Genomic DNA, 23,685 nt, shown 5'->3' on the forward strand with positions numbered 1-23,685 from the left:
TATTAGATTAAGCTTTATATATTTAAAATTCCATTAACTATTTTAAAATTTTTGCTACAATTTAATTATGAGGGAAAAATTAATTAAAAAATAATTATTCATCTATCTTTAAAGATTTTGACAATGTTAGAATTTATGTAATACTTATCATATTTTCTATACTTGTATGTGTTATAGGGATTATGAGTTATTACCAGATTAAAAATGAAGTTTCTAAAGTTGGTAGAGATTTTAGAACATCTATATCAAAAGAGATAGCCTTTAGTGCTAATGATTGGTTAGATTCTAGGATAAAATTTATAAGTTTTTTGAAAAATAAATATATTAAGATTGATAATGAAGATACAGCACTTAATTATATATATTTTATGAAAGTAAATGGTATATTTGATCATTCTCAGATGTTTTTAAACTCAAAAGAGATGATTTTTGATGATAAAGTTGTAAATCTTGATAAAGAACTTACCGAAGATATTAAAACTAGATCTTGGTATAAAAACACGGTTGATACAAATAAAACCACAATAAGCGTTTTTGATGTCCATCATGTATTAAAAAACAAAACTATACATATTTGTTCTCCTATATATAGCAGTAAAGATGTATCTGTTTTTTGTGGCATTATAATTTCAAAAGATTTTTTTAAAAAAATTAGATCAAAAATTCATTCATTTGTAGATAATGTCTATCTTTTTGATGAAGATGGTGATATTATTTCTAGTATAGATTATGTAGCAAATCAAACAGGGCTTAAAAAATCTTTTTTAAATTTTATAAAAAATTCTAACGGCAGTATTTTTGAGCACGATTCAAAACACATTGAAATAACAAAGCTTAAAAGTGGTAATTTATATATTGGGGTTAGTATTGATGAACAAAAAATTGTTTTAAAACCGCTTCAAATTTTGCTTAAAAATGGAGTTATTTTACTTATAGTTTTTATGTTTTTGATTGCAATTTCAAATTTACTTCATACATTTATCCATGAAAAAATATTGAAAAAACAAAAAGAATATGAGTTTATTTTATCTCATGAGCTTAAAATGTCTGAAACAGGTGAGCTAATCTCAGACATCGCACATCAGCTAAAACAGCCCATAAACTCATCAATGCTTATTTTAAGCAATGTATAAATCTTAAAAAATCAGGAGAGCTTAGTGATGACGAGCTTTATGAGAGTATAAATTTATGCATAAAATCAAATCAAATGATGGATAAAACAGTTGAAAGTTTTAGAAAATTTTATAAATTTGATGATGAGATAAAAACATTTGATCTTCGCACTAGCATACTTAGTCTAAGCAATATTTTGCATACAACTTTTAGTAGGTATAATATAAATTTAAAAATGGATAATTTCAATATAGAGTTGCGAAATAATGAGAGTTTTTTACAACAAGTTTTACTTGTTTTACTTCAAAACTCAAAAGATGCATTAAAAACTAAAAAATCAGATAAGCTTATAGAGATAAAGGCCAATGTTATTTATAATAATGTTGAAATAATGATTTGTGATAATGGAAGCGGGGTAAAATACCCAAAAGATATATTTTTAAAATACAAGAAAAGCACTAAAAAAGATGGAAGTGGTATAGGCTTATATTTATCAAAACTTATAGCACAAAATAAACTTAGTGGCGATTTAGAGCTATTTAGCCCAAAAAATCCTACTATTTTTAAGCTTAGTATAAAACAAAATTTGGATATAGCATGAACAATAAATTTGATGTATTAAAAGATCGTAGCATTATGGTTGTAGATGATGATGAACTCACAAGAATGGCTGTAAGTGGTGGGTTAAAAAGGTATTGTGAGAATTTTTATACAGCTAGTGATGGTTTAGATGGGCTTGAAAAATTTAAAAAAAATCACATTGATCTTATCATTACAGATATTCATATGCCAAATTTTAATGGTCTTGATATGATGAATGAGATTTTAAAGCTAAAGCCAGATCAAACTTTTATAGTTGTAACTTCTTTTGATACTGATGAAAATTTATTTGAGAGTATGAAAAAAGGTGCCATATCTTTTATAAAAAAACCCATAATGATGGAAAATTTACAAAATGCCGTTGTAATGGCACTTTTTAAGATTGAAGACAAGGTTATAAAGTTAAATGATTGTATTATAGTTAATGTTACAAAGGAAAAAATTTATAAAAATGGTGAAGAAGTATATCTTTCAAAGCTTTAAAATGCTATATTTTGGCTACTTTGTTTTAATATAGAAAATTTAGTTAGTTACGATATGATTGAAGATTTTGCTTATGATGGCAATAGTGTAAAAATAGGCACAATTCATACTGTTATAATGCGTATAAAAAAGCAGTTAAATGATATAAATTTAAGTAATATTTCTGGTAGCGGGTATGTTCTTAAAAAAGCTTAAATTAAAAAATTTATAATAAAATGATTTTCTCATCTAAATAAGAATAAAAAAGTTCAAATTTATGCATATCTAAAATTCTTTTTGCCAAATTTAAGCCCTGCCATATCTTTTTGAATTTACTTCTTGTAAGAAATTTTGAGTGTAGAAATTTAGTGGCTTTGATAGTTTTTCGTCGCCTGTTATCATAAATTTTAATCAAAATTTTACTTTGTTTTGAAAAATCATTATATTTTAGTGTATTTTCTAGTATATTTTTTATAGTTATACTTAGTAGTTTGCGTCGCCTAAAACTTTAAAATTTTGCTTTATTTCTAAATCAAATTTATTCTCATCATTTATTAATTTTTCCATTCCTAAAAGCAAAAACTCAACTATAAACTCATCTTTTAATCTAACTTTATGTGATTTAGCTTTTCACCGCTAAAATCTCATTTGATAAGCTATCTTATGTTTGAAGCACTTTGTAAAATTTCTTTATATTTTGAGTTTTGTATAAAACTTAGTGCTATAAAGACTTTTTAAAATCTGCATTCTAAGCTCATAACTTATGTATATTTTTCATCGATAATATCGTGACTTAAGCTAATTATTTAGAGTTTAAGTTCCGCTGAGCCAAATAAATGTAAAATCTTTGCATTATCAAAATTTTAAAATATTTTTTACATAAATAATGATAATATTCTTAAAAATAAGAATAATTTATAAATATAAGTTTATTTTTATAAAATTCTATAATATAGATTTAAATTTATAAATTAAAACCCGCTTTGTGTAGTTTTATACACCAAATTTATTTTCTTATAAATTTAGGAGAATTTAGATGAAAGAAAATTTTACAAGAAGAGAATTTTTGCAAACAGCTTGTATAGGTATAAATGCACTTAGTGTTGCAACTGTTCCTACAAATGTTTTTGGATCTAATGGAGATCAAAAAAATAGCTCACTTCCATCTTGCGATGTAGTTGTCATTGGTTCTGGTGGTGCTGGTCTTAGAGCAGCTGTTGCAGCTAAGGCTGAAAATCCAAATTTAAGCGTTATTGTTGTTACGAAATCAATGCCATCAAGAAACGCAACTTCTATGGCAGAAGGTGGAATAAACGGCGTTACTGATACCAGTAATGGTGATTCTTATGAGCTTCACTCTTTTGATACGATAAAAGGAGGGGCATATTTATCAGATCAAGATAGTGTTATAAAATTTTGTGAATTAGCAGGAAAGGCCATCCATGAGTTAGATTATCTTGGAATGCCTTTTTCAAGAGGAAAAGATGGCAAGGTTACTAGAAGAATGATGGGTGGGGCATCTAAAAAAAGGTGCAATTATTCTGCCGATAAAACAGGTCATATTGTTATGCATACCTGTTTGGATGACGCAATAACAAATGGTGTTAAGTTTTTAATGGATTATGAGCTTTTAGATATCGCCACAAATGATACAAAAGCAGAAGGTGTAGTTGTTAGAAATATACGAACAGGTGACATTACGCCTATTTTAGCAAAATCTATAATCATAGCAACAGGCGGTTATGCTCGTATTTTTTGGAATAGAACTTCAAACCCATACTCAACAACAGGAGATGGTGTAGCAGCAGCCCTAAGAGCTGGAATTGCTTTTAAAGATGCTGAAATGGTTCAGTTTCACCCAACTGGTGTTGTGCACGGAGGTGCTTTGATTACAGAAGCTGCAAGAGGTGAGGGTGGTTATCTTATAAACAATCAAGGCGAACGCTTTATGGCAAAATATGCAAAAGAAAGAATGGAATTAGCCTCTAGAGATATAGTTGCAAGAGCCATAGAAACTGAGATTAGAGAAGGAAGAGGTTATGGAGATGGCATAGAAGCCCATGTGCTACTAGATGTAAGACACCTTAGAAAAGATAAAATCATCAAAAAACTTCCTCAGATAAGACATACTGGACTTTTGTTTGAAAATTTAGATTTAACAGATAGTCCTATAGGTATTAGACCTACGGCTCATTACTCTATGGGTGGAATTGATGTTAAAAGTATAGATGATATGGCTACAACTATGCCAGGAATTTTTGCAGCAGGAGAGGCATCTTGTATATCAATACACGGCGCAAACCGCCTTGGTGGAAACTCTTTAGCAGATGCTGTTGTAACCGGTAAGCTCTCTGGCATTGGAGCAGCCAAATACGCAAGTAAAGCCAAATTTACAGACAGCGGCTTGCTTGAAGAGATTGCTAAAAAATGGCGTGAAAAAATAAAAAATGTTGCTAATGGAGAGGGATCACCAAATGATTTATATGCCATAAGAGAAGAGCTTGGTAAGCAAAACTGGGATAATATGGGAATTTACAGAACAGGCGATAAGCTGGAGAGTTTGTATAAGAAAATTTATGAGCTTCAAAAAAGGTATGATGCTTTGCATATACAAAATACAAACCCTATTTACAACACAGCTATTACTGATTATATAGAGCTTGGAAATTTGCTTTTGCTCTCTCGTGCTGTATGTTTTGCAGCAATAAATCGCAAAGAAAGTCGTGGTGCACATACAAGAGAAGATTATCCAAAAAGAGATGACGCTAATTTCTTAAAACATAGTCTTGTAACGCTTGAAAATAATGAGATGAAACTATCTTGGAGAGATGTTAGTATAAGCAAATTTCCAATTAAGGAAGGAAAATAACTATGAAGATGATAATAGATCGTTTTGATGGCAAAAAATCATACACTCAAACTTATGAATTAACTAGTGATGAGATGGCTGGTAAAACTCTGCTTTCTGTGTTTAAATTTATAAAAGAAACAAAAGATATTTCATTAAATTTTACAGCTACTTGTCGTGCTGCTATATGTGGAGCTTGTGGCGTTAGGGTAAATGGTCATGCAGTGCTTGCTTGTGATACAAAGATGAAAGATTTGCTACAAACATATGACAATCCAGATACTTTGCATATCTCTCCTCTTGCAAATTTTAAAGTTATAAGCGATTTGGTTGTTGATTGGGAGCCATCCATAGAAAATTTAAGAAAAATAAAGCCAACCATAACGCCAAAAGATGAATTTTCTAAAGAAAAAGGCTGTATCCAAAGCGAAGAAGATAATGAAAAAGTCTTAAAGCAGTGGGATTGTATTTTATGTGGATGTTGTGCTTCTGAGTGTAATAAATTAAGTGCTGATAGAACTGATTATATGGAGCCATTTGTATTTACTCATGCTTATAGGGCTGCAAATGACTCAAGAAGCAAAGATTCTATGATACATGTCAAGCCTTCTGTAAATGGTGGCTTGTGGAATTGTGTGCATTGTCAAGAGTGTGCGGATCGCTGTCCTAAAGGCATAAGTTCTGCTGATGATATATCTCATCTTAGTGTTATGGCTTTAAATGGTGGTTTAAGTTCTGGCGAAGGTCCAGCTCATGCAAAAGCATTTTATACTGATCTTGTAGAAGGAAGTGGAAGATTAAACGAGATATATTTAGGACTTAGAACAGAAGGAGTTGGCTCGGTTGCAAGAACTGGTATGGCAGTAGATTTAATCCGTGCTGGTAAAATGAATCCAATGGCTATATTTGGCGAAGAAAAGATAAAAGGCCATGAAGATTTGCAAAAAATGATAAAAGCAGCAAAAGCTGCGAGTAAGGAGTAGAAAATGGAATTTGCATTTTTCCCAGGATGTGTGCTTTCTCAAGCTGCAAAAGAATCTAAAATGTCAATAGAAGCAATAGCACCGGTTTTAGGCATGAAACTAAATGAGATAGAGGGCTGGAGCTGTTGTGGAGCATCGCAAGCACAAAATGTCGATCCAAAAGCTACTCTTGTTGCAAATGCCAGAAATTTAGCCCTTGCTGAAAAGATGAATATGCCACTTTTAACAACTTGTAGCACCTGTTTTCTTGTGCTAACTCGTGCTAAAAAAGAGCTTGATAGTGGTAAAAAAGATGAAATCAATAAATACTTAGCGGCTGGAAATATGAGTTATAAAGGCACGAGTGAAGTTACTAGTTTACTTTGGGTTTTGGCTGAAAATTTAGATTTATTAAAATCAAAAGTAGTTAAACCTCTTTCAAATTTAAAAGTAGCACTTTTTTATGGATGTCATAGCTTAAGACCCCAAAAAATCTTTGGCAAAGAAAGCTCTGTAAATCCAAAAAGCTTTGAAGCTGTTGCCGCTGCACTTGGTGCAAGTGTAGTTCCTTTTGAAAAAAGACTTGATTGTTGCGGTTTTCATGCGTGTTATCCTGCTGAAAATTCAGTTAAGAAAATGACAAGTGAAATTGTAAATAATGCTGATATAAACAAGGCCGATTGTATAGTTACGCCTTGTCCGCTTTGTCAAATGCAACTTGACATTTTTCAAGATGGTGCACAAAAATTTACGAACTCAAAAGCAAGAGTTCCAATTATACATCTCTCACAGCTTGTTGGATTAGCTCTTGGGCTTTCAAAAGAGCAACTTGGCTTAGAGCACAACATAATAGACGCTACAAAGTTAGGTTAAATTTTAGCCCACATTTTTTGTGGGCTAGTTTATAAATTTTGATATAATTTTGAAATATTAAAAAATTCAAAAGGTTTTTATATGAATAAATTTATAATAAATTTGCTTGATTCTAATAAAGAATCAGACAAAATAATTATAGATAAGATAAAACAGGAAAAATCATCTCAATATTATAAAACCTATAATTGTAGACTCATTAATGCAAATATTGATGTATGGGATACATTTGTTATTTTTAACAACAATCAATTTTTTACTTTAAAAAGTGTTGATAATATTGATTATAAGTATAAAAAAAATATATTTTGTTTTACAAACAATGTTAAAGATTTTAATGCTATTTTAGATAAATATACTATTGTAAATATATTTGATAGAAAAAATCCAAAATGTGATTATAAGGTTGGTTTTAGTGATAATATTTTTGTCTGTTTTAGTGAAATTTCAACAGATTCTAATTTAAAATCACAAAATATTTTTAAAATTTTATTTTTACAAATAGTTTGTATTGAATATAAAAAATTAAATGAGCAATTTTTAAATGAATACAAAAAATTAAGTAGTGAATTAAATAAACAAGATCTTTTAAATTTAACAGATAAAATCAAGGATTTTAGATTAAAGCAAATTAATCTTAATCTTTATAAAAATCATATCGGTGATGAAACATATCAAATTTATATGTTGCTAATGGATTATTTTGAGTTTAAAAAAACTTTTGAGGATATTTCAAAAAGTTATGAAATATTTTTTGCACTAAAAACTAAAGAATATGAAATAGATAATGCAAATTTACAAACAAAAATAAGCAAAAATATTGAAAATTTATTAGAAAAAGAAAATGAAGCAAGAGAAATTCAAAATAAGCAAGATATAAAAATAAGATTAATAACAATTTCAATAGCAATTTTAACCATTATAAGTATAATTGCAGATGGATTAAGTATTTTTGATAGATTCTTTAGTCATTAAGTAAATTCTTTAAATCTCTTTTAAAATTTTCTCTACAATTTCTCGTGAATTTTTTGCTTCATAAATAGGTCTTCCAACTACTATAAAATCGCTTTTCATCTCTTTTGCTATTTGGAGATTTGCAACTCTTTGTTGATCATCACTACTTTCGCCAAATGGGCGAATTCCTGGAGTTAGTGTTATAAAATCACTACTTGTATTTTCTTTTATGATTTTGCTTTCAAAAACAGAACTTACCATCCCATCAAGCCCAGCTTTATGTGCTATTTTAGAAAATTTAATAACTGAGTTTTGTATGTTGTCTCTGTAAATTTCGTTAAATTCACTCTCGTTAAAACTAGTTAATGCAGAAACCGCTAAAACAAGTGGGCGATTTTTAATATTTGAAAGTCTATCCATAACCATTTTCATCGCTCTTAAACCTGCACTTGCGTGGAGGTTTATCATATCCACGCCACTTTTTGCTATAACTTCTGCTGCATCTGCCATAGTATTTGGTATATCGTAGAGTTTTAAATCTAAAAACAGATTAAAATTACTTATATTTTTTATTTCATTTATTATTTTAACGCCGTCTCTTAGATAACTTCTAAGTCCAACTTTAAGCCAAATGTCAAGTCCTTTTAGCTCTTTTGCTAAATTTATGTTATCTTCAAAATTTGCCATATCAAGGGCGACGCAAAGTTTCATATTTTAATACCATCTAAAATAGCATTTATAAACTTAGGCGCAGAATCATTTCCAAGCTCTTTTGCAAGCTCTATGGCTTCATTTATGATAACGGCATTATCTGTATCTGTAAATAAAATTTCATAAGCCCCAAGTCTTAAAATAGATCTTTCAACGATGCCTATTTGAGAAATATCTCTTTGTTTTAAGAGATTATCTAATTTTTTATCAATTTCGTCTAAATTATCATTTACTCCAAAAAACAAACTTTGTGTAAATTTCTTTTGATCATTTCTTATCTTTTTTTCTTCTAAAAACTCTTTTGAAAACTCTTCCATTTCACTACCCATTTCTTTTGCGTAAAGTAGTGAAACTACAGCTTGTCTAACTTGATGTCTTGTAGCCATTTTATGCCTTAAAATTTTTATAAAGGTTGATTAATTCTATTACGCCAGTCATTGCTTCAAAGCCTTTATTTCCAGCTTTGCTTCCAGCACGCTCGATAGCTTGCTCTATAGTGTCAGTTGTTAAAACACCAAAAGTTACAGGCTTTGAGTATTTTAAAGTGATATTTGCAATTCCTTTTGTTGTCTCAGCTGAAACATAATCAAAATGTGGCGTACTTCCGCGAATTACAGCTCCAACGCAACAAATCCCATCAAATTTACCGCTTTTAAGAAGCCTATCAAGAACCATTGGTATTTCAAAAGCACCAGGAACCAAGATAAGACTTAGATTTTCTTCATTACCGCCGTGTCTTAAAAACGCATCTTTTGCGCCCTCAACCAATCTATCTGTTACTATGTGATTAAATCTCGAGTTAATTATCGCAATTTTTTCATCGCCATTTAAATTTAGTTTTCCTTCTATGATTTTCATTTTTTTCCTTTATAAAATTTTTAGTAAAATAACACTAACTACCACTAAAAAAAGGCTTAATGACTTTAGAATTGTAAATTTTTCATTATCCAAAATCATGCCTATAAATACAGCCCCAATAGCACCAATCCCTGCCCAAATAGTATATGCCACGCTCATTGGCATCGCTTTCATAGCATATCTTAAAAATAGAAGCGATAATCCAAAATTTAGCATAATAGCCCAAAAACCTATAAATTTCTTAAATCCATCAAATTTAGAAAATCTAGAATTTAGATAAATTCCAAAAACTTCTAAACCCCCTGAAATTATAAGAGATAATGTATAAATCATACCTTAGCCCTATTTAAGCCATAAATTCCAACCATCAGCATAGCAATGCAAATTAGTCTTAAAATTTCAAGCTCTTTTGTTGCTATGATTTCAACTATTACCACAAAAAGCGTTCCAAGTCCAACATATAAAATATATGCTAAACTTGTTGGCAAAAATTTAAATGAGTTTAAGAAAAAATATGTGCTTGATAAAACAAAACACGCTGTTAAAGCATAATCTAAATTTGAATTAGCAAATTTAAGTCCATAAACCCACCCGCACTCAAATATCGCTCCAATTATAACAAAAGCTAAGCCTTTTTTATTCAAACAAAGCCTTTTGTATTTTTAAAGTTTGCTCAACTACTTTTTCAAATTCATCTAAATTTAACATATTTGGTCCATCGCAAAGTGCCTCACACGGATTTATATGAGTTTCGTAAAAGAATCCATCTACGCCAACTGCCGCTGCCGCTCTTGCAAGATATGGTACAAATTTAGCATCTCCTCCACTTTTTCCATTCAAAGCCCCAGGCATTTGAACTGAGTGAGTTGCATCAAATATAACTGGTGCAAATTCTCTCATTATAGGCAAACTTCTCATATCCACAACTAAATTTGAGTATCCAAAAGTTGAACCCCTTTCAGTTAGCCAAACGCCACTATTTAAAGCAACTTTATAGCCAAACTCATTAACGCCTCTAGTTTCTAAAACCTTTTTAACACTATGTTTCATCTGATCTGGTGCTAAAAACTGCCCTTTTTTAATATTTACAATAGACGAAGTTTTTGCAGCTGCAACCAACAAATCAGTTTGCCTACATAAAAAAGCTGGAATTTGTAAAATATCAGCCACCTCGCTAACAGGTTCTGCTTGATAACTTTCGTGAATATCGGTTAAAATTTTGTATCCAAATTTTTCTTTAACTTCAGCTAAAATTTCACAACCTTTTTCAAGTCCAGGTCCGCGAAATGAGTTAATGCTTGTGCGATTTGCCTTATCAAAACTTGATTTAAAATAAAAATCTATCCTATCATCTTTTGCAAAACTCTCTAATCTTTTTGCTATTTCAAAAACTAACTCTTTGCTTTCTATTACGCATGGTCCAGCTATTAAAATCATATATTCTCCTATTTTTGTGTAGCTACTATCACACCACTGATAATCACTATTATTATACCAAAAAATGCCATTAAATTTGGCAAACTATCTCCCATTATAAATCCTATTATCATTGTAAAAATAACATCGCAATATCCAATAGCAGCCACTGCTCCTGCGTATCTTGAAGCAGCATATGCTTTTGTCATATAAGTTTGAAAAAGCAAGCCTCCAACTCCCATTAAAACAATGAAAACCCACATATTTGGCGTTGGCATAATAAATTTAGCAAACATAAAGTTAAAAAATGGTGGAGTTTGTATAAACTGAGCTACTAGCATACAAACTATCGGTATTAGTGTGCCAGAGAGCATAAAAGATAAAACTATGGTTTTTGTGTCGTAGTATTTTCTTAATTCATGCACACTAAGATAAGCAACTGCTGCTAAAAGCCCGTTTATAAGCCCCATTGCGTGTCCCATTTTAAACCCTAAATTTGGTTGCATGATGAGTAAAATGCCAATAAATCCAAAAATAATACCAAACCAAGATAATAAATTTAACCTTTCTTTAAAAAGAATTACTCCAAATATTGCTAAAAACATCGGTGACATTTTTGTAAATGTAAAAGCCTCAGCAAGCCCTATATGAGCGATATTGTGAAAAAAAGCAAGCATTGAGATTGTGCCTAAAAATCCCCTTAAAAAAAGTATAAATGGCTTTCCGCCTTTATTGTGAGCTCCGTATTTATAGATAGTTACAACAATTATTGCAAGACCGACAATATTTCTAAAAAATGAAACTTCAACAGAGCTCATCGAAGAGCTTAAAAGCTTCGCAAAAGCTCCTGTCAAAGCAAAATAAAATGAAGCTAAAACCATGTAATACGCACCAAGGTTTCGCATTAAAAAACGGTGTAGCATATACTTCCTTTAATAAAGCTATTATTGTATTATAATCTTACTTAAGATTTACAAATTTAGCTAAATTTATGTATAATGTAGTTTTAAATTTAAGGATATTTAGTGCAAAAAGTCATACTAATAGGCAGACCAAATGTCGGTAAAAGCTCACTTTTTAATCGTTTAGCTTCTAAAAGAATTGCTATAACTAGCGATATTAGCGGAACTACTAGGGATACAAATAAAACTAAAATTGAAATTTTTGATAAAAATTGCATTTTGATAGATTCTGGCGGATTAGACGATAGTAGCGAGCTTTTTAAAAATGTTGCAAAAAAAACATTAGATGAAGCAAAAAATGCAGATATTATCGTATTTATGGTTGATGGAAAGTTTATGCCACAAGATGAAGATAAAATGCTATTTTACTCACTTTGCAAGTTAAATAAACCTATAAGTTTAGTTGTTAATAAAGTTGATAGCAAAAAAGACGAAGAGCGTAGTTGGGAGTTTGATTCATTTGGATGTGTAAATACATTTTGTATATCCGTTAGCCATAATGCTGGAGTTGATGAGTTAAAAGAGTGGCTTTACAAACTTTTAGATAAAGTTCAAAAGATTGACGATGAAGAGAGTTTTGATGACTTTTTGGAAAATTACTGCACAGATGAGGGCGAAATACTAAAAGAAAAAAATGAAGATTATAATCAAAAAAATATAAAAGTAGGCATTATAGGTCGTGTAAATGTCGGTAAAAGCAGCCTTTTAAATGCTCTTGTGAAAGATTCTCGCAGTGTAGTAAGCTCAGTTGCTGGAACTACGATAGATCCTGTAAATGAAACTTATATTTATAATGATAGAGTTTTTGAATTTGTTGATACTGCAGGCATTAGAAAGCGTGGAAAGATAGAAGGTATTGAGAAATTTGCGTTAAATAGAACTGAAAAAATACTAGAAAATACAGATATCGCACTTCTAGTTCTTGATAGTAGTGAGCCTTTAAGTGAGCTGGATGAACGCATAGCCGGCGTTACTTCTAAATTTGAGCTTGGTATAATCATAGTTTTAAATAAATGGGAAAATAAAAATGAGAAAGAATTTGATGAGATAAGCTCTGAGATAAGGAATAAATTTAAATTTTTAAGTTATGCCCCAATTATAAGCGTTTCAGCGCTTGGTGGAAAAAGAGTTCACAAGCTTTATGATTTGATACTTGAAATTTATAAAAATTTTACACAAAAAATTCAAACATCCAAGTTAAACGAAGCTATAGCTAATGCCATAAAAGAGCACCCAATTCCGAGGGAAAAAGGCAAAGTAGTGAAAATTTACTACGCAGTTCAGTTTGATAGTGCTCCGCCAAAAATAGCTCTAGTGATGAATAGACCAAAGTCTTTGCATTTTAGCTACAAAAGATATCTTGCAAACAAACTACGCGAAAACTTTGATTTAGCTGGTGTTCCAGTAATTTTAATTCCAAAGAATAAAAATAAAGATGAAGAAGAAAAATAATATAATTTTAATCGGATTTATGGGTGTTGGCAAAGGAAGTGTGGCTAGAGCTTTGTATGAAGAAACGGGACTTTTTGCATTAGATTGTGATGATATGATACAAAGCATTGCAAATATGAAAATAAGACAGATTTTTGAAAAATTTGGCGAAGAGTATTTTAGAAAACTTGAAAGTAATTTGGCAAATTTTTTACTTAATAGTGTAGATAATGCTATAATCTCAACTGGCGGAGGATTTTATAAGGTTGAGAATTTAAATGAGCTTGGTATTGTTGTGTATTTAAAAGCGGAATTTGATTATATTATAAAGCGTCTTGAAAATAGCAAAAATGCGAGTGCTAAATTTAAAAAAAGACCGCTTTTACTAAATTTAAAAAATGCTAAAAAGATACATCAAGAACGAGATCCGCTTTATGAAGCAAAAGCTGATTTTGTAGTTAATGTAGAAAATAAAACACCAAAAGAGATAGCAAAAGAGATAAAAACATTGATAAAGGATAAAATTTGAGAACATTTACAGGACTTCAACCATCTGGAAAACTTCATTTGGGGAATTATTTTGCATCTATAAAACCGATGATAGATAGGCAAAACAACAGCGATGATGAGATGTTTATATTCATAGCAAATTATCATGCAATGACTAGCGTAAATGATGGATATAAGCTAAAAACTAGCACTTTTGAAGCTGCTTGCGCTTTTTTATCGCTTGGTATTGATCCGCAAAAATGCACATTTTGGCTTCAAAGTGATGTTAAAGATGTTTTAGAGCTTTATTGGATTATAAGCCAGTATACACCGATGGGGCTTTTAGAAAGAGCCCATGCATACAAAGATAAAATTTCAAAAGGACTTGATTCTCATCATGGATTGTTTAGTTATCCAGTGCTAATGGCGGCTGATATTTTGCTTTATAGTGCGAATTTTGTTCCAGTTGGAAAAGATCAAATTCAGCATGTTGAAATAGCTCGCGATATAGCAATTAAATTTAATAACGCTCATGGCGAAATTTTTGTCATTCCAGAAGCTAAGATTGATGAAAATGTAGCCACAGTTCCAGGTACTGATGGTGCAAAAATGAGTAAAAGTTATGGCAATACTATAGACATATTTGCAGATGACAAAACATTAAAAAAACAAATAAGCTCCATAGTCACAGATAGTACTTCGCTTGAAGAAGCAAAAGATTGGAAAAATTGCAATGTTTATAATATTGCCAAATTGTTTTTAGATGAAAATGCACAAAAAGATCTTCAATCAAGATATGAAAAAGGCGGAGAAGGATACGGACATTTTAAAATGTATTTAAATGATATGGTTCTTGAATATTTCAAAGAAGCGAGAGAAAAATACGAGCATTTTTTAACTCATCCAGATGAAGTTAATTATCATTTAAGTGTAGGAGCCGATAAAGCAAAAGAAGTAGCAATCGAAACGATGGAAAAAGTAAGAAAGTGTGTTGGTATACCGCACTGATATTTGCATATTAAGTCTTGACTTTTGGGTTAAAATTTACTAAAATTTAGGACTTAATTACTTAACTTTGGGGTTATAGCTCAGCTGGGAGAGCGCTTGAATGGCATTCAAGAGGTCGGCGGTTCGATCCCGCTTAACTCCACCATAAGCCTATTTTATAGGTTTTCTTAAACTTTCAAAAATCTCAAAAATACAATCTTTTAAGATAATTAAGTTTTATTAGCAATTTTATGTCTAACAGACGCAAATTTTAAGCAAAAGACTAAATTTAATTTATTTTACTAAAACCAATCAAAATTATTAATGTGGTAAAATGAATACAATTACACTTAAAGAAAGCCAATCTCTATTATTTGACATTGTACAATAGCTCAAGTCTTAGCAGATATAAAGGGCGAAGTGTTAGAAATAGACATTGAGGATAGTAAATTTCAAGCCATAAAAAATAGATGACCACAAGGACTGAAGCTTATACAACAAAACTCTAGAAACCATACACTTGATGAGTTAAAAAGAGATGGTATAATGGCACTGATACTCTCTAATAGATTAAAATAGTGTTAAAAGGCATTTTTGATTTTATTGCAAAGATATTATTAATAGAGCCTTTGATTTTGAAAATGAGTTTATATTAAAAGTAGAAAGCTTAACATACAATTCAAAACAACATCTAGTTAGTTATTGCATTGATAATCCAAACCTTAAAGTATAATTTTGTGTATATTTAAGTTTATATACTTTGGTAGTGCTTAATTTTTATTTTTTCATACAAATTTGCAAATAAAATTAACTTTATTTATAAAATATAGAAATTAAATTAACAAAACTTATTATGATAGCTGGAATTTACATAGATAAAATGGAAATAAGGAAAGTTTGATTTATTTATCATACTGAAAAAATTTTGTAGATTATACAAATCTTGCTTTTCTTGATTTGGTAAATAAAAGTCGTTTTGCTCCTAAATATCGTTTTAAAACTACGAATAAGCAAAAATTATGGCGAGTTTTATGATGTATTCATCGCAAAATAGGATTTCTATTTTTGTAAAATAAGCTTAATATATTATATATTTTTTATTTTATTTAAAAATTTTTATAATTAATTTATAATTTATTGAATTAATGCTAAAATAAATTAAATTTAGTTGTATTTGTTGTGTTGGTTTCATAAGTAATTAGACTATGAAATAAATTTATAAATGCAATTAAATTAGCAAAAATGTTATTGTTGCTTAGTATTTGGTATTGTTGGCAGATATGTCTAATTTATTTCAAAGGAGCAAAAATGAAAAAAGAAATTTCAAGACGCGAAGCACTAAAACTTGGTGCTTTAGGAGTGGGTGCAGGTATGCTTAGTGCATCAAATTTAATGGCAGCGCCAGTTGATGCAAAGAGTGTTAAATTTGATGAAGAATATGATGTTGTTATCATTGGATCAGGTTTTGGAGCACTTGCGGCTGGAATTACTTCAGCTGAAAGAGGATTAAAGGTTTTGCTTGTAGAAAAAATGGGGCGACTCGGCGGAAATTCGGTTATAAATGGTGGAATTTTTGCAGTTCCAAATAGCGAAGCTCAAAAGAAAGAGGGCATTAAAGACTCAAATGAGTTATTTTTAAAAGATTGCTTAAAAGCTGGACTTCAAATCAACCACGCAGAGTTGCTTGAAGTAATCGCAAATAGAGCAAAAGATGTGTTTGCACTAACTGTAAAATGCGGTGCAAAATATGTTGAAAAACTATCTCATGCTGGTGGGCACTCTGTGCCTAGAACATATCAAACAGAAAATGGAAGTGGCTCTGGTATAGTTTTGCCGATGATTGAATACATTGAAAAAAATCCAAATGTTTTAATCAAAAAAAGAACAAAATTTGATGATTTTGTGCTAGATGATGATGGCAAAGTTGTAGGAATTTCGGTAAGAGAAGGATATAAATTTGACTCAAAACTTGAAGATGATGATAGAGAAAACAAAAGCGGAGAGAGAAAATTCTTTAAAGCAAAAAGAGGCGTTGTTCTTGCAAGCGGTGGATTTTGCCGCGATATATTTTTTAGACAGCTTCAAGATCCTAGACTTGGCAAAGATGTTGATTCCACAAATCATCCTGGTGCAACAGCAGGCGGCTTGATAGCAGCGCTTAATATCGGTGCTTGCCCGGTTCAAGTTTCATGGCTACAATATGGTCCTTGGGCTTGCCCGGATGAGACTGGATTTGGCGTTGGATCAATGTTTAACGTAAATGGTTCATTTAGATATGGAATTTCTGTTGATCCAAGAACTGGAAAACGCTATATGAACGAACTTGCTGATAGAAAAATAAGAACCGATGCAATGTTTAAGGTGATTGACGCTAAAAAAGATATTTATCCTATAAATTTCTGCGATTCGCAATGCATTCCTAGTTTGTTGCCATCGCATTTTGAAAAGCCTTTAAAAGCTGGAATTTTAAAGGAATTTAAAACTCTTGATGAGTTGGCGGCACATTATAAAATTCCAGCAGATGAGCTTAAAAAAACGGTTAAAAAATACAACGACGGAGTTAAATCTGGAAAAGATGAATTTGGCAAACCAGTTGAAACAACAGGCGGAATTGATATTTCAAAACCACCATTTTATGCTGAGCGCGGCGTTCCAAAACTTCATCATACAACAGGCGGAATTAAGATAAACACAAAAGCACAAGTTATTTCTATTAATACAAAAAAACCAATACCTGGGCTTTATGCAGCAGGTGAGGTTACAGGTGGAACACACGGAGCTAGCAGACTTGGAAGCGTGGCAATCACTGATTGTTTAACTTTTGGAATGATAGCTGGAGAAAATATCTAACTTTTAAGTTGCCCAAATTTTTGGGCAACTTTTCTAAGGAAAAACAATGAAATATATGCGACTTTTGTTTAGTTTTTTATTTTTTGCCTGTATTTCAAATACACTACTTGGCGAAGAAAATTCATCTAAAAGTGCGATTGTTTCTATTTTAGAAATTAGTGATGAGCTTAGAGCAAAACACAAAATCAAACCACATCACGCAAAGCTTTATTTTGATTGTATCCACTGCCATACAAATCAAGGAGATAATCCTGCTAAATTTAAAAACCCAGGAGATGAGGACTGTTTATCGTGTCATAAAAGCAAAGAGCATATGGCTAAAAGAACAGGATTTATGGATACTTTGAAAGCAAATCCGCATAATTCGGTTCATGATGGACCAAATTTGTATTGTGATGAATGTCATATGGAGCATTCAAAATCTATAAATATGTGTGATGAGTGTCACGAGGCTGAAGTTAAACAATGGATGAGGCCTACACCATGAAAAAGAAAATTTTATCATTTATTTGCATTGGTTTTTTAATCGGAGTTGTTGTTTGTTACGCTATGTATGAGGGCGTTACAAGAACTAGTGGGGAGAAATTTTGCATAGTTTGCCATGAAATGGCACCAATGCTTGCTTCTTATCATAACGATGTTCATGGTGGTGCTGGAAAAATGGGCATAAAAGCTCAGTGTGTAGACTGTCATATGCCACATAATAATATTTTTAACTACATTTTTACAAAGGCTAAAAATGGAGTAGTTGAAGGATACATACATTTCTTTAAAGATGTTGATCAAATAAATTGGTTAGAAAATAGAAAAAATAGATTAAGGTTTGTGTTTGATGATGGATGTTTGAAGTGCCACGCAAATTTTCAAAACTTGCCTGAAATTAGCCCAAAAGGTAAGCAAATGCACGAGCATTATACGAGTTTGTTAAATACAGACAAAAAAATTGGTTGTGCTAGTTGTCATGTGGAAACTGGACACAACGGGCTTAAAAATATGCTAAACTACTTTAATCCAGAGTATAAAATCTACGAAAGAGAAATGAATGCGACAAGAGACATTGTTTTAGAAAAACTCAAAAAAGATGGGTTTTTGTAGATTTTAGAGTTTTCATAGAGCCACTATGCCCTGCAGTGGCTCTAAAATTTAAAAACAGATATTTAAATTTGACTTTCAAAAAATTATTTTAATATTTTAATTAGTTACATTACGCTATAAAAATCATAGTTTTGCATTTTATAATTTTAATAATAAATTTATATAAAATATATTATTTAAAGTATTATTTTTATAAAATTTATGTTACAATAATTGTAATTTTTTAACAAGGAGCAGATGTGAAAAAAATATTGTTTTTTTTGATATCAGTATTTATGATAAATACTTTAGTTTTTGCCAAAAGTGATACTATTGTCATTGGTGTAGAAAACGAAACGCCTAAGATAAATCCACTTTTTGATGAAGATCATGATAGTGCTTTAGATCTTATATTTTCAGGACTTACAACACATGATGAAAATATGCAAGTAATTCCAGATCTTGCAAAAAGCTGGGAGATAAGTAAAGATAGAAAAGTTTATACATTTGAACTAAGAGATGATGTATATTGGCACGATGGAGAGAAATTTAGTGCAGATGATGTTAAATTTACTATACAAACAGCACTTGATGAGAAATTAAGTTCTCCTGCAAAAGCAAATTACGAACCTATAGACAAAGTCGAGGTTTTAAGTCCGTATAAGATAAAAATTACACTAAAAACACCTTTTGAACCGCTTTTATCAACTCTTAGTATAGGTATGCTTCCAAAGCATATTTTAGATGGAAAAGATTTAAGCGTAGATAACTACAATAATACACCTATTGGTACAGGACCTTATAAATTGGTAGAATGGAATAAAGGAAAATATCTTAAATTTGAAGCTTTTGATAAATATTATGGCGGCGTTGCAAAAACAAAAAATATTTATATGAAATTTGTACCTGATTTTAATGTTGCGGCTATGCAACTTCAAAAAGGCGAGTTAGACGCGGCATTAAGTGAGCCAAATATGGCCATAAAGCTTTCAAAAAATCCAAATTTGAAAATCTTAAAAGAAGATAGTGCGGATTATAGAGCTTTGATGTTTAATATGCAAAATGAACTTTTTAAAGATAAAAATGTTCGCAAGGCTCTAAATTATGCAGTAAATAAAGAAGCTATAGTAAAAAATATTTTACATGGTTATGGAAGCGTTGCAAATAATCCTATAGAAAAAAGCTGGGCAAATGATGAAAATGTTGCTAAATTTGAATACAATCCCAAAAAAGCTATAAAAATTTTGCAAGATAATGGATGGAGCAAAAATAAAAATGGATATTTTGAAAAAGATGGCAAAGAGCTTAAATTTGGCATATATGCTTACAATACAGATCCTTTGCGTGTAAGTCTTGCAAATATTTTATCAAGTGATTTTCAAAAAATTGGTATAAATGCGACAGCTCATGCAAAACCACAAGGCTCATTTAAAATTTCAGATGTTGATACATTTCTTATAGGTTGGGGTTCTCCATTTGATCCGGATTTTCATACATATAGAATTTTTGGCAGTTTTGCTGATAGTAGTGTAGATCCAAATGGTTGGAACTATAGTCATTATAATGATAAAAATGTAGATGGAGCTCTTTTAAAAGCCAGAAGTTTGGCTAATATAGAAGATAGAAAGGTTTATTATAGTAAATTTTTAGAAGCTATTTATGAAAATCCACCATTTATATTTATAACCTATCTTGAGTTTCCGCTTGTTTATAATGCTAAAATTTCAGGTATAAAGCCTCATGTATTGGGTCATCATGGTGGTGGTTTTGCTTGGAATGTAAAAGATTGGATAAAAGAGTAGTTAAATAGTTGAAAAGTCTTATATTAAAAGAGCTTTTTTCAGCGATATTTCTACTTTTTTGTCTTAGTTTTTGCATATATTTGGTTGCGTATTTACTGCCAACTGACGCTGTTTATGCAATGTTTTCAAGACCAGAGGTTGTAAGCGAGGCTATAAAAGAGCAAATTTCTCACAAACTCGGTCTTGAGAGACCTTTTTTAATTCAGTATTTTTCGTGGTTAAAAAATGCATTATGTGGAAATTTTGGTTATTCTTTGATAGATTTTAGAAGTATTAATGAGCTTTTTAATGAGAGATTTTTAAATACAATCATTTTAAATGGTTTAAATTTAATACTTCTTGTTATTTTTTCGCTTATTTTTGGGATAATTAGTGCATTAAATGAGAATAAATTTATAGATCATGCTATAACTTTTATATCGTTTGGTTTTGTTTATATGCCATCTTTTTGGATAGCTTTAGTAGCAATTATGGTATTTTCTGTGCATTTTGGAATTTTTCCAACTTCAGGTCTTCATGCACTTGGTGATGATAGCTTAAAAAGCAGGGCTTATCATATAGTTTTGCCACTTCTTGTTCTTTTTGTGGCTCATATTGGGCTTTATATAAGAGTGGTAAGAAGCAGTTTTTTGATCTCATTAAAACAACCTTTTGTATTTGCTATGTTTGCAAGAGGTGTTGGTAAATTTGAAATTTACAAAGGCGTTTTAAAACATTCATTAGTGCCTATAATTAGCTATATAGGAGCAAATTTTGTTACACTTATAACTGGCTCTTACATTATAGAAAGTATTTTTTTGTATCCTGGACTTGGCGAATTAGCGATAACTTCTATACTTAGTAAAGATTATTCTGTAATTTTAGCTGTTATTTTGCTAACTGCTGTTTTTGCTGTATTTGGCAATTTGTTTGCAAAAATACTTTGCATTATTATAAATAGAGGACAAAAAAGCTTATGAAAAAGTTTCTTTTTGCTTTTTTGATTATTATTGCATTAGCAATTTTAGCTTTATTTGCACCGTTTATTACGCATTTTAATCCAGATTATGTAAATCTTGAATCTGCTAGGCTTGCTCCAAATTCTACTTATATTTTTGGCACAGATATGCTAGGTAGGGATATTTTAACTAGAATTTTATATGCTCTTAGAATTTCTTTGATAGTTGGTTTTTTTAGTGCGTTTTTTAGCTGTTTTATAGGGGTAATTTATGCTTTTTTAGCTGCAATTTCTCCAAAAAATATAGATCACATAATGATGAGAATCGTAGATGGATTTTTGGCTATGCCAATGATGCTTTTTATAATGTTTTTTAGCACTATTTTAGATGCAGGGATTATAAATATGATTGTTGTAATATCGCTTAGTTTATGGATGCAAACAGCAAGAGTTATGCGAAATGAGTATGAAAAGATATCAAGCCAAGAGTTTGTAAAATCTGCAATTGTTCTTGGAAGTTCAAAAATGAATATTATTTTTAAAGAGATTTTACCAAATTTATTTAGCATATTAATGGTATTTTTTAGTATAAATTTCGCTCATGCCATAGCAACCGAAGCTGTGCTTAGTTTTTTTGGCATAGGCGTTCCTGTTGGCAAAGCAAGTTTAGGTAATATGCTAAATGATTCTACTAATGCTATGTTTGTTGGAGCTTGGTGGATTATATTTTATCCTGGAATTGTGCTGTTTTTGCTTATTATTTGTGTGCTTTATATAGGAAATTTCATAGAGCAAAAAGATAGGATTTATACTTGATAAATATAGAAAATTTAAATTTAATATATAAAAATCATCATATTTTAAAAAATATAAACTTAAATATCAAAAATGATAAAACACTTGGCATTATAGGGCAAAGCGGTAGTGGTAAGTCTATGTTTGCAAGAACTTTAATAAATCTTTTAGGAAACGAGTTTGTTTTAAATGCAAGCAGATTTGAAATTTTTGGCAAAAAAGTTCTATTATTTAGTAAAAAAGAACTTGTAAATTACCGCAAATTTGATGTAGGACTAATTTTTCAAAATGCTGGCGAAAGCTTTCATCCGCTTTATAATATAGGTGATATTTTTATCACAACTTTAAAAAATCACTACAAAGATGTTAAGGAAATTAAAAAAATAGCTTTTGAAACATTTTTTCGTCTTGGTTTTAATGATATAGAACTTTTATGGCATTCTTTTCCTATGCAAATAAGTGGCGGAATGCTAGCAAGAGTGCAAATTGCTCTAAATTTATGTATGAAACAAAAATTGCTTATTTGCGATGAAATAACAAGTTCGCTTGATAGCATTAATGCACAAAATATCATAGATATATTAAAAGAGCTTAAAAATGAGATAAATTTCATCATCATAACACACGATCCGTATGTTGTTTATGAGCTTGCGGATGAAATTTGTGTGTTTGATAGTGGCAGTATAATAGAAACAAATTCTAAATTTGAAATATTTACAAACCCTAAAGAAGAGCTGACAAAAGAAATTTTGTGTGGAAAGTTAAACTAAATGTGTAGATTAAAGGTTGTAAATTTACATAAAAATTATCTCATAAAAAGGCATATTTTAGAACATTATGAAAAGCTAGAGGTTTTAAAAGACATAAATTTTGAAATTAAAAGTGGCGAGGATTTGGCTATTTTAGGAAGTAGTGGAAGTGGAAAAAGCACTCTTGCTAGAATGGTGTGTATGCTTGAAAATTGCGATAAAGGCGAAATTTATCTTGATGATATAAACATAACTAATCTTAAATTTAGCGAACAAAGAAAGTTAAGAAGTCATATACAATATGTTTTTCAAAATACGCATTTATCGCTTAATCCAAAAAGAAGCATAATACAACTTTTTAAAGATGTTTATTTGAATTTTAATATCAAATTTGATAAATCAAATCTTTTGAAAATATTAGAAAATTTAGGATTAAAAGAAGATATTTTGGATAAAAAACCTTATGAGATAAGTGGCGGAATGGGAGCTAGAGTAGCACTTGCAAGAACACTTATTGTAAAACCAAAGTTTTTGATACTTGATGAGATAACAAGTGGGCTTGATTTTTTAAACCAAAAAAAGCTTCTTATCTTACTAAAAGAGCTTAAAAAAAATTATAATATTTCTTATATTTTGATAACTCACAACCTAGAAGTAGCTAAATTTTTATGTAAAAATGCTCTTATCCTTGAAAATGGAGAAGTTGTTTATAATGGCACTTTTGAAGACGCAAAACAAAATAAGTATTATGCCAAGTTTCAAAAAGCTATAAAAAAATAACCAAATTTATATTGCTTTTATAAATTTTGAGG

The 23,685-nt window shown here is 30.4% G+C and carries 27 protein-coding genes and 1 tRNA gene; 20 read left to right on the forward strand and 8 right to left on the reverse strand.

The window, feature by feature from the left end:
- Nucleotides 1-182: 182 nt before the first annotated feature.
- The 4 genes from CSPB_RS00270 (at nucleotide 183) to CSPB_RS08720 (ending at nucleotide 2,391) form a co-directional block, all read left to right on the forward strand.
- Nucleotides 183-1,133 carry a cache domain-containing protein gene (locus CSPB_RS00270; protein WP_089192693.1) on the forward strand — a complete coding sequence of 317 codons (951 nt, stop codon included), beginning with the start codon at nucleotides 183-185 and terminating at the stop codon, nucleotides 1,131-1,133.
- A gap of 74 nt (nucleotides 1,134-1,207) precedes the next feature.
- Nucleotides 1,208-1,714, forward strand: a complete 507-nt coding sequence (locus CSPB_RS00275) for an ATP-binding protein (protein ID WP_089192694.1) — start codon at nucleotides 1,208-1,210, stop codon at nucleotides 1,712-1,714.
- Nucleotides 1,711-2,196 (forward strand): response regulator transcription factor, encoded by a 486-nt coding sequence (locus CSPB_RS00280; RefSeq protein ID WP_228841937.1) that lies wholly within the window; start codon nucleotides 1,711-1,713, stop codon nucleotides 2,194-2,196. Before CSPB_RS00275 ends, CSPB_RS00280 begins: the two co-directional genes overlap by 4 nt.
- A 54-nt stretch (nucleotides 2,197-2,250) precedes the next feature.
- A complete protein-coding gene (locus tag CSPB_RS08720) occupies nucleotides 2,251-2,391 on the forward strand; it encodes a hypothetical protein (RefSeq protein ID WP_228841936.1) in 141 nt (46 codons plus the stop codon).
- A 10-nt stretch (nucleotides 2,392-2,401) separates the two neighbouring features.
- Here the strand turns inward: CSPB_RS08720 and CSPB_RS08550 are convergent, their stop codons facing one another.
- Nucleotides 2,402-2,590: a hypothetical protein gene (locus CSPB_RS08550; protein WP_161492164.1), complete on the reverse strand. Its 189-nt coding sequence runs from the start codon at nucleotides 2,588-2,590 to the stop codon at nucleotides 2,402-2,404.
- Nucleotides 2,591-3,211: 621 nt separating this feature from the next.
- Between CSPB_RS08550 and sdhA the strand changes: the two genes are divergently transcribed.
- The 4 genes from sdhA to CSPB_RS00300 all read left to right on the forward strand — a co-directional run bounded on the left by sdhA (nucleotide 3,212) and on the right by CSPB_RS00300 (nucleotide 7,833).
- Nucleotides 3,212-5,044: an 8-methylmenaquinol:fumarate reductase flavoprotein subunit gene (gene sdhA / locus CSPB_RS00285; RefSeq protein WP_089192695.1), complete on the forward strand. Its 1,833-nt coding sequence runs from the start codon at nucleotides 3,212-3,214 to the stop codon at nucleotides 5,042-5,044.
- 2 nt (nucleotides 5,045-5,046) lie between these two features.
- Nucleotides 5,047-6,006, forward strand: coding sequence for an 8-methylmenaquinol:fumarate reductase iron-sulfur subunit (gene sdhB / locus CSPB_RS00290; RefSeq protein ID WP_089192696.1), 960 nt, complete (start codon nucleotides 5,047-5,049; stop codon nucleotides 6,004-6,006).
- A 3-nt stretch (nucleotides 6,007-6,009) separates the two neighbouring features.
- Nucleotides 6,010-6,858: an 8-methylmenaquinol:fumarate reductase membrane anchor subunit gene (sdhE, locus tag CSPB_RS00295; protein WP_089192697.1), complete on the forward strand. Its 849-nt coding sequence runs from the start codon at nucleotides 6,010-6,012 to the stop codon at nucleotides 6,856-6,858.
- A gap of 81 nt (nucleotides 6,859-6,939) precedes the next feature.
- Nucleotides 6,940-7,833, forward strand: a complete 894-nt coding sequence (locus CSPB_RS00300; protein WP_089192698.1) for a hypothetical protein — start codon at nucleotides 6,940-6,942, stop codon at nucleotides 7,831-7,833.
- 9 nt (nucleotides 7,834-7,842) lie between these two features.
- Here CSPB_RS00300 and pyrF read toward each other — a convergent pair whose 3' ends face one another.
- The 7 genes from pyrF to CSPB_RS00335 are packed head-to-tail and all read right to left on the reverse strand — an operon-like array spanning nucleotide 7,843 to nucleotide 11,720.
- Nucleotides 7,843-8,523 (reverse strand): orotidine-5'-phosphate decarboxylase, encoded by a 681-nt coding sequence (gene pyrF, locus CSPB_RS00305; protein WP_089192699.1) that lies wholly within the window; start codon nucleotides 8,521-8,523, stop codon nucleotides 7,843-7,845.
- Nucleotides 8,520-8,909: a transcription antitermination factor NusB gene (nusB, locus tag CSPB_RS00310; protein WP_033917106.1), complete on the reverse strand. Its 390-nt coding sequence runs from the start codon at nucleotides 8,907-8,909 to the stop codon at nucleotides 8,520-8,522. Before nusB ends, pyrF begins: the two co-directional genes overlap by 4 nt.
- Nucleotide 8,910: 1 nt before the next feature.
- A complete protein-coding gene (gene ribH, locus CSPB_RS00315; protein WP_033917105.1) occupies nucleotides 8,911-9,381 on the reverse strand; it encodes a 6,7-dimethyl-8-ribityllumazine synthase in 471 nt (156 codons plus the stop codon).
- A gap of 9 nt (nucleotides 9,382-9,390) precedes the next feature.
- Entirely contained in the window at nucleotides 9,391-9,714 is a 324-nt protein-coding gene (locus CSPB_RS00320) for a DMT family transporter (RefSeq protein ID WP_228841935.1), read from the reverse strand.
- Complete coding sequence (locus tag CSPB_RS00325; RefSeq protein WP_089192700.1) at nucleotides 9,711-10,025, reverse strand: DMT family transporter; 315 nt, start codon at nucleotides 10,023-10,025, stop codon at nucleotides 9,711-9,713. Before CSPB_RS00325 ends, CSPB_RS00320 begins: the two co-directional genes overlap by 4 nt.
- Nucleotides 10,018-10,818: a 3-deoxy-8-phosphooctulonate synthase gene (gene kdsA, locus CSPB_RS00330; protein ID WP_089192701.1), complete on the reverse strand. Its 801-nt coding sequence runs from the start codon at nucleotides 10,816-10,818 to the stop codon at nucleotides 10,018-10,020. The genes CSPB_RS00325 and kdsA overlap by 8 nt, the downstream gene beginning before the upstream one ends.
- Nucleotides 10,819-10,826: 8 nt before the next feature.
- A complete protein-coding gene (locus CSPB_RS00335; protein WP_089192702.1) occupies nucleotides 10,827-11,720 on the reverse strand; it encodes a DMT family transporter in 894 nt (297 codons plus the stop codon).
- Between the two features lie 102 nt (nucleotides 11,721-11,822).
- Here CSPB_RS00335 and der point away from each other — a divergent pair, with 102 nt between their 5' ends.
- The 12 genes from der (at nucleotide 11,823) to CSPB_RS00395 (ending at nucleotide 23,653) form a co-directional block, all read left to right on the forward strand.
- Nucleotides 11,823-13,211 carry a ribosome biogenesis GTPase Der gene (gene der / locus CSPB_RS00340; protein ID WP_033917100.1) on the forward strand — a complete coding sequence of 463 codons (1,389 nt, stop codon included), beginning with the start codon at nucleotides 11,823-11,825 and terminating at the stop codon, nucleotides 13,209-13,211.
- On the forward strand, nucleotides 13,195-13,719 hold the full coding sequence (locus tag CSPB_RS00345) for a shikimate kinase (protein WP_033917099.1): 525 nt from the start codon (nucleotides 13,195-13,197) through the stop codon (nucleotides 13,717-13,719). Before der ends, CSPB_RS00345 begins: the two co-directional genes overlap by 17 nt.
- Nucleotides 13,716-14,687: a tryptophan--tRNA ligase gene (trpS, locus tag CSPB_RS00350; protein WP_033917098.1), complete on the forward strand. Its 972-nt coding sequence runs from the start codon at nucleotides 13,716-13,718 to the stop codon at nucleotides 14,685-14,687. The genes CSPB_RS00345 and trpS overlap by 4 nt, the downstream gene beginning before the upstream one ends.
- Before the next feature lie 69 nt (nucleotides 14,688-14,756).
- A tRNA-Ala gene (locus CSPB_RS00355) sits at nucleotides 14,757-14,832 on the forward strand.
- Nucleotides 14,833-15,974: 1,142 nt separating this feature from the next.
- Entirely contained in the window at nucleotides 15,975-17,516 is a 1,542-nt protein-coding gene (locus CSPB_RS00360; protein WP_089192703.1) for a flavocytochrome c, read from the forward strand.
- A gap of 55 nt (nucleotides 17,517-17,571) precedes the next feature.
- Entirely contained in the window at nucleotides 17,572-18,003 is a 432-nt protein-coding gene (locus CSPB_RS00365; RefSeq protein ID WP_404813395.1) for a cytochrome c3 family protein, read from the forward strand.
- The gene (locus tag CSPB_RS00370) at nucleotides 17,982-18,611 is read left to right on the forward strand and encodes a cytochrome c3 family protein (protein ID WP_089192705.1); all 630 of its coding nucleotides are present in this window, start codon (nucleotides 17,982-17,984) and stop codon (nucleotides 18,609-18,611) included. Before CSPB_RS00365 ends, CSPB_RS00370 begins: the two co-directional genes overlap by 22 nt.
- Nucleotides 18,612-18,886: 275 nt before the next feature.
- Complete coding sequence (locus CSPB_RS00375) at nucleotides 18,887-20,392, forward strand: ABC transporter substrate-binding protein (protein WP_193625396.1); 1,506 nt, start codon at nucleotides 18,887-18,889, stop codon at nucleotides 20,390-20,392.
- Nucleotides 20,393-20,400: 8 nt separating this feature from the next.
- On the forward strand, nucleotides 20,401-21,351 hold the full coding sequence (locus CSPB_RS00380) for an ABC transporter permease (protein WP_033917096.1): 951 nt from the start codon (nucleotides 20,401-20,403) through the stop codon (nucleotides 21,349-21,351).
- Nucleotides 21,348-22,145, forward strand: a complete 798-nt coding sequence (locus tag CSPB_RS00385) for an ABC transporter permease (RefSeq protein ID WP_033917095.1) — start codon at nucleotides 21,348-21,350, stop codon at nucleotides 22,143-22,145. The genes CSPB_RS00380 and CSPB_RS00385 overlap by 4 nt, the downstream gene beginning before the upstream one ends.
- The gene (locus CSPB_RS00390) at nucleotides 22,142-22,894 is read left to right on the forward strand and encodes an ATP-binding cassette domain-containing protein (RefSeq protein WP_033917094.1); all 753 of its coding nucleotides are present in this window, start codon (nucleotides 22,142-22,144) and stop codon (nucleotides 22,892-22,894) included. Before CSPB_RS00385 ends, CSPB_RS00390 begins: the two co-directional genes overlap by 4 nt.
- Entirely contained in the window at nucleotides 22,895-23,653 is a 759-nt protein-coding gene (locus CSPB_RS00395) for an ABC transporter ATP-binding protein (protein WP_033917093.1), read from the forward strand.
- The last annotated feature ends 32 nt before the right edge of the window (nucleotides 23,654-23,685 follow it).

This window comes from Campylobacter sputorum (assembly GCF_002220775.1).
GTDB lineage: Bacteria > Campylobacterota > Campylobacteria > Campylobacterales > Campylobacteraceae > Campylobacter_F > Campylobacter_F bovis.

What these genes read in the sequence shown, in the direction of transcription:
- CSPB_RS00270 (WP_089192693.1), top strand. Translation starts at nt 183, where the DNA reads ATGAGTTATTACCAGATTAAAAATGAAGTTTCTAAAGTTGGTAGAGAT.
- CSPB_RS00275 (WP_089192694.1), top strand. Translation starts at nt 1,208, where the DNA reads ATGATGGATAAAACAGTTGAAAGTTTTAGAAAATTTTATAAATTTGAT.
- CSPB_RS00280 (WP_228841937.1), top strand. Translation starts at nt 1,711, where the DNA reads ATGAACAATAAATTTGATGTATTAAAAGATCGTAGCATTATGGTTGTA.
- CSPB_RS08720 (WP_228841936.1), top strand. Translation starts at nt 2,251, where the DNA reads ATGATTGAAGATTTTGCTTATGATGGCAATAGTGTAAAAATAGGCACA.
- sdhA (WP_089192695.1), top strand. Translation starts at nt 3,212, where the DNA reads ATGAAAGAAAATTTTACAAGAAGAGAATTTTTGCAAACAGCTTGTATA.
- sdhB (WP_089192696.1), top strand. Translation starts at nt 5,047, where the DNA reads ATGAAGATGATAATAGATCGTTTTGATGGCAAAAAATCATACACTCAA.
- sdhE (WP_089192697.1), top strand. Translation starts at nt 6,010, where the DNA reads ATGGAATTTGCATTTTTCCCAGGATGTGTGCTTTCTCAAGCTGCAAAA.
- CSPB_RS00300 (WP_089192698.1), top strand. Translation starts at nt 6,940, where the DNA reads ATGAATAAATTTATAATAAATTTGCTTGATTCTAATAAAGAATCAGAC.
- pyrF (WP_089192699.1), bottom strand. Translation starts at nt 8,523, where the DNA reads ATGAAACTTTGCGTCGCCCTTGATATGGCAAATTTTGAAGATAACATA.
- nusB (WP_033917106.1), bottom strand. Translation starts at nt 8,909, where the DNA reads ATGGCTACAAGACATCAAGTTAGACAAGCTGTAGTTTCACTACTTTAC.
- ribH (WP_033917105.1), bottom strand. Translation starts at nt 9,381, where the DNA reads ATGAAAATCATAGAAGGAAAACTAAATTTAAATGGCGATGAAAAAATT.
- CSPB_RS00320 (WP_228841935.1), bottom strand. Translation starts at nt 9,714, where the DNA reads ATGATTTATACATTATCTCTTATAATTTCAGGGGGTTTAGAAGTTTTT.
- kdsA (WP_089192701.1), bottom strand. Translation starts at nt 10,818, where the DNA reads ATGATTTTAATAGCTGGACCATGCGTAATAGAAAGCAAAGAGTTAGTT.
- CSPB_RS00335 (WP_089192702.1), bottom strand. Translation starts at nt 11,720, where the DNA reads ATGCTACACCGTTTTTTAATGCGAAACCTTGGTGCGTATTACATGGTT.
- CSPB_RS00345 (WP_033917099.1), top strand. Translation starts at nt 13,195, where the DNA reads ATGAAGAAGAAAAATAATATAATTTTAATCGGATTTATGGGTGTTGGC.
- CSPB_RS00360 (WP_089192703.1), top strand. Translation starts at nt 15,975, where the DNA reads ATGAAAAAAGAAATTTCAAGACGCGAAGCACTAAAACTTGGTGCTTTA.
- CSPB_RS00365 (WP_404813395.1), top strand. Translation starts at nt 17,572, where the DNA reads ATGCGACTTTTGTTTAGTTTTTTATTTTTTGCCTGTATTTCAAATACA.
- CSPB_RS00370 (WP_089192705.1), top strand. Translation starts at nt 17,982, where the DNA reads ATGGATGAGGCCTACACCATGAAAAAGAAAATTTTATCATTTATTTGC.
- CSPB_RS00375 (WP_193625396.1), top strand. Translation starts at nt 18,887, where the DNA reads ATGATAAATACTTTAGTTTTTGCCAAAAGTGATACTATTGTCATTGGT.
- CSPB_RS00385 (WP_033917095.1), top strand. Translation starts at nt 21,348, where the DNA reads ATGAAAAAGTTTCTTTTTGCTTTTTTGATTATTATTGCATTAGCAATT.
- CSPB_RS00395 (WP_033917093.1), top strand. Translation starts at nt 22,895, where the DNA reads ATGTGTAGATTAAAGGTTGTAAATTTACATAAAAATTATCTCATAAAA.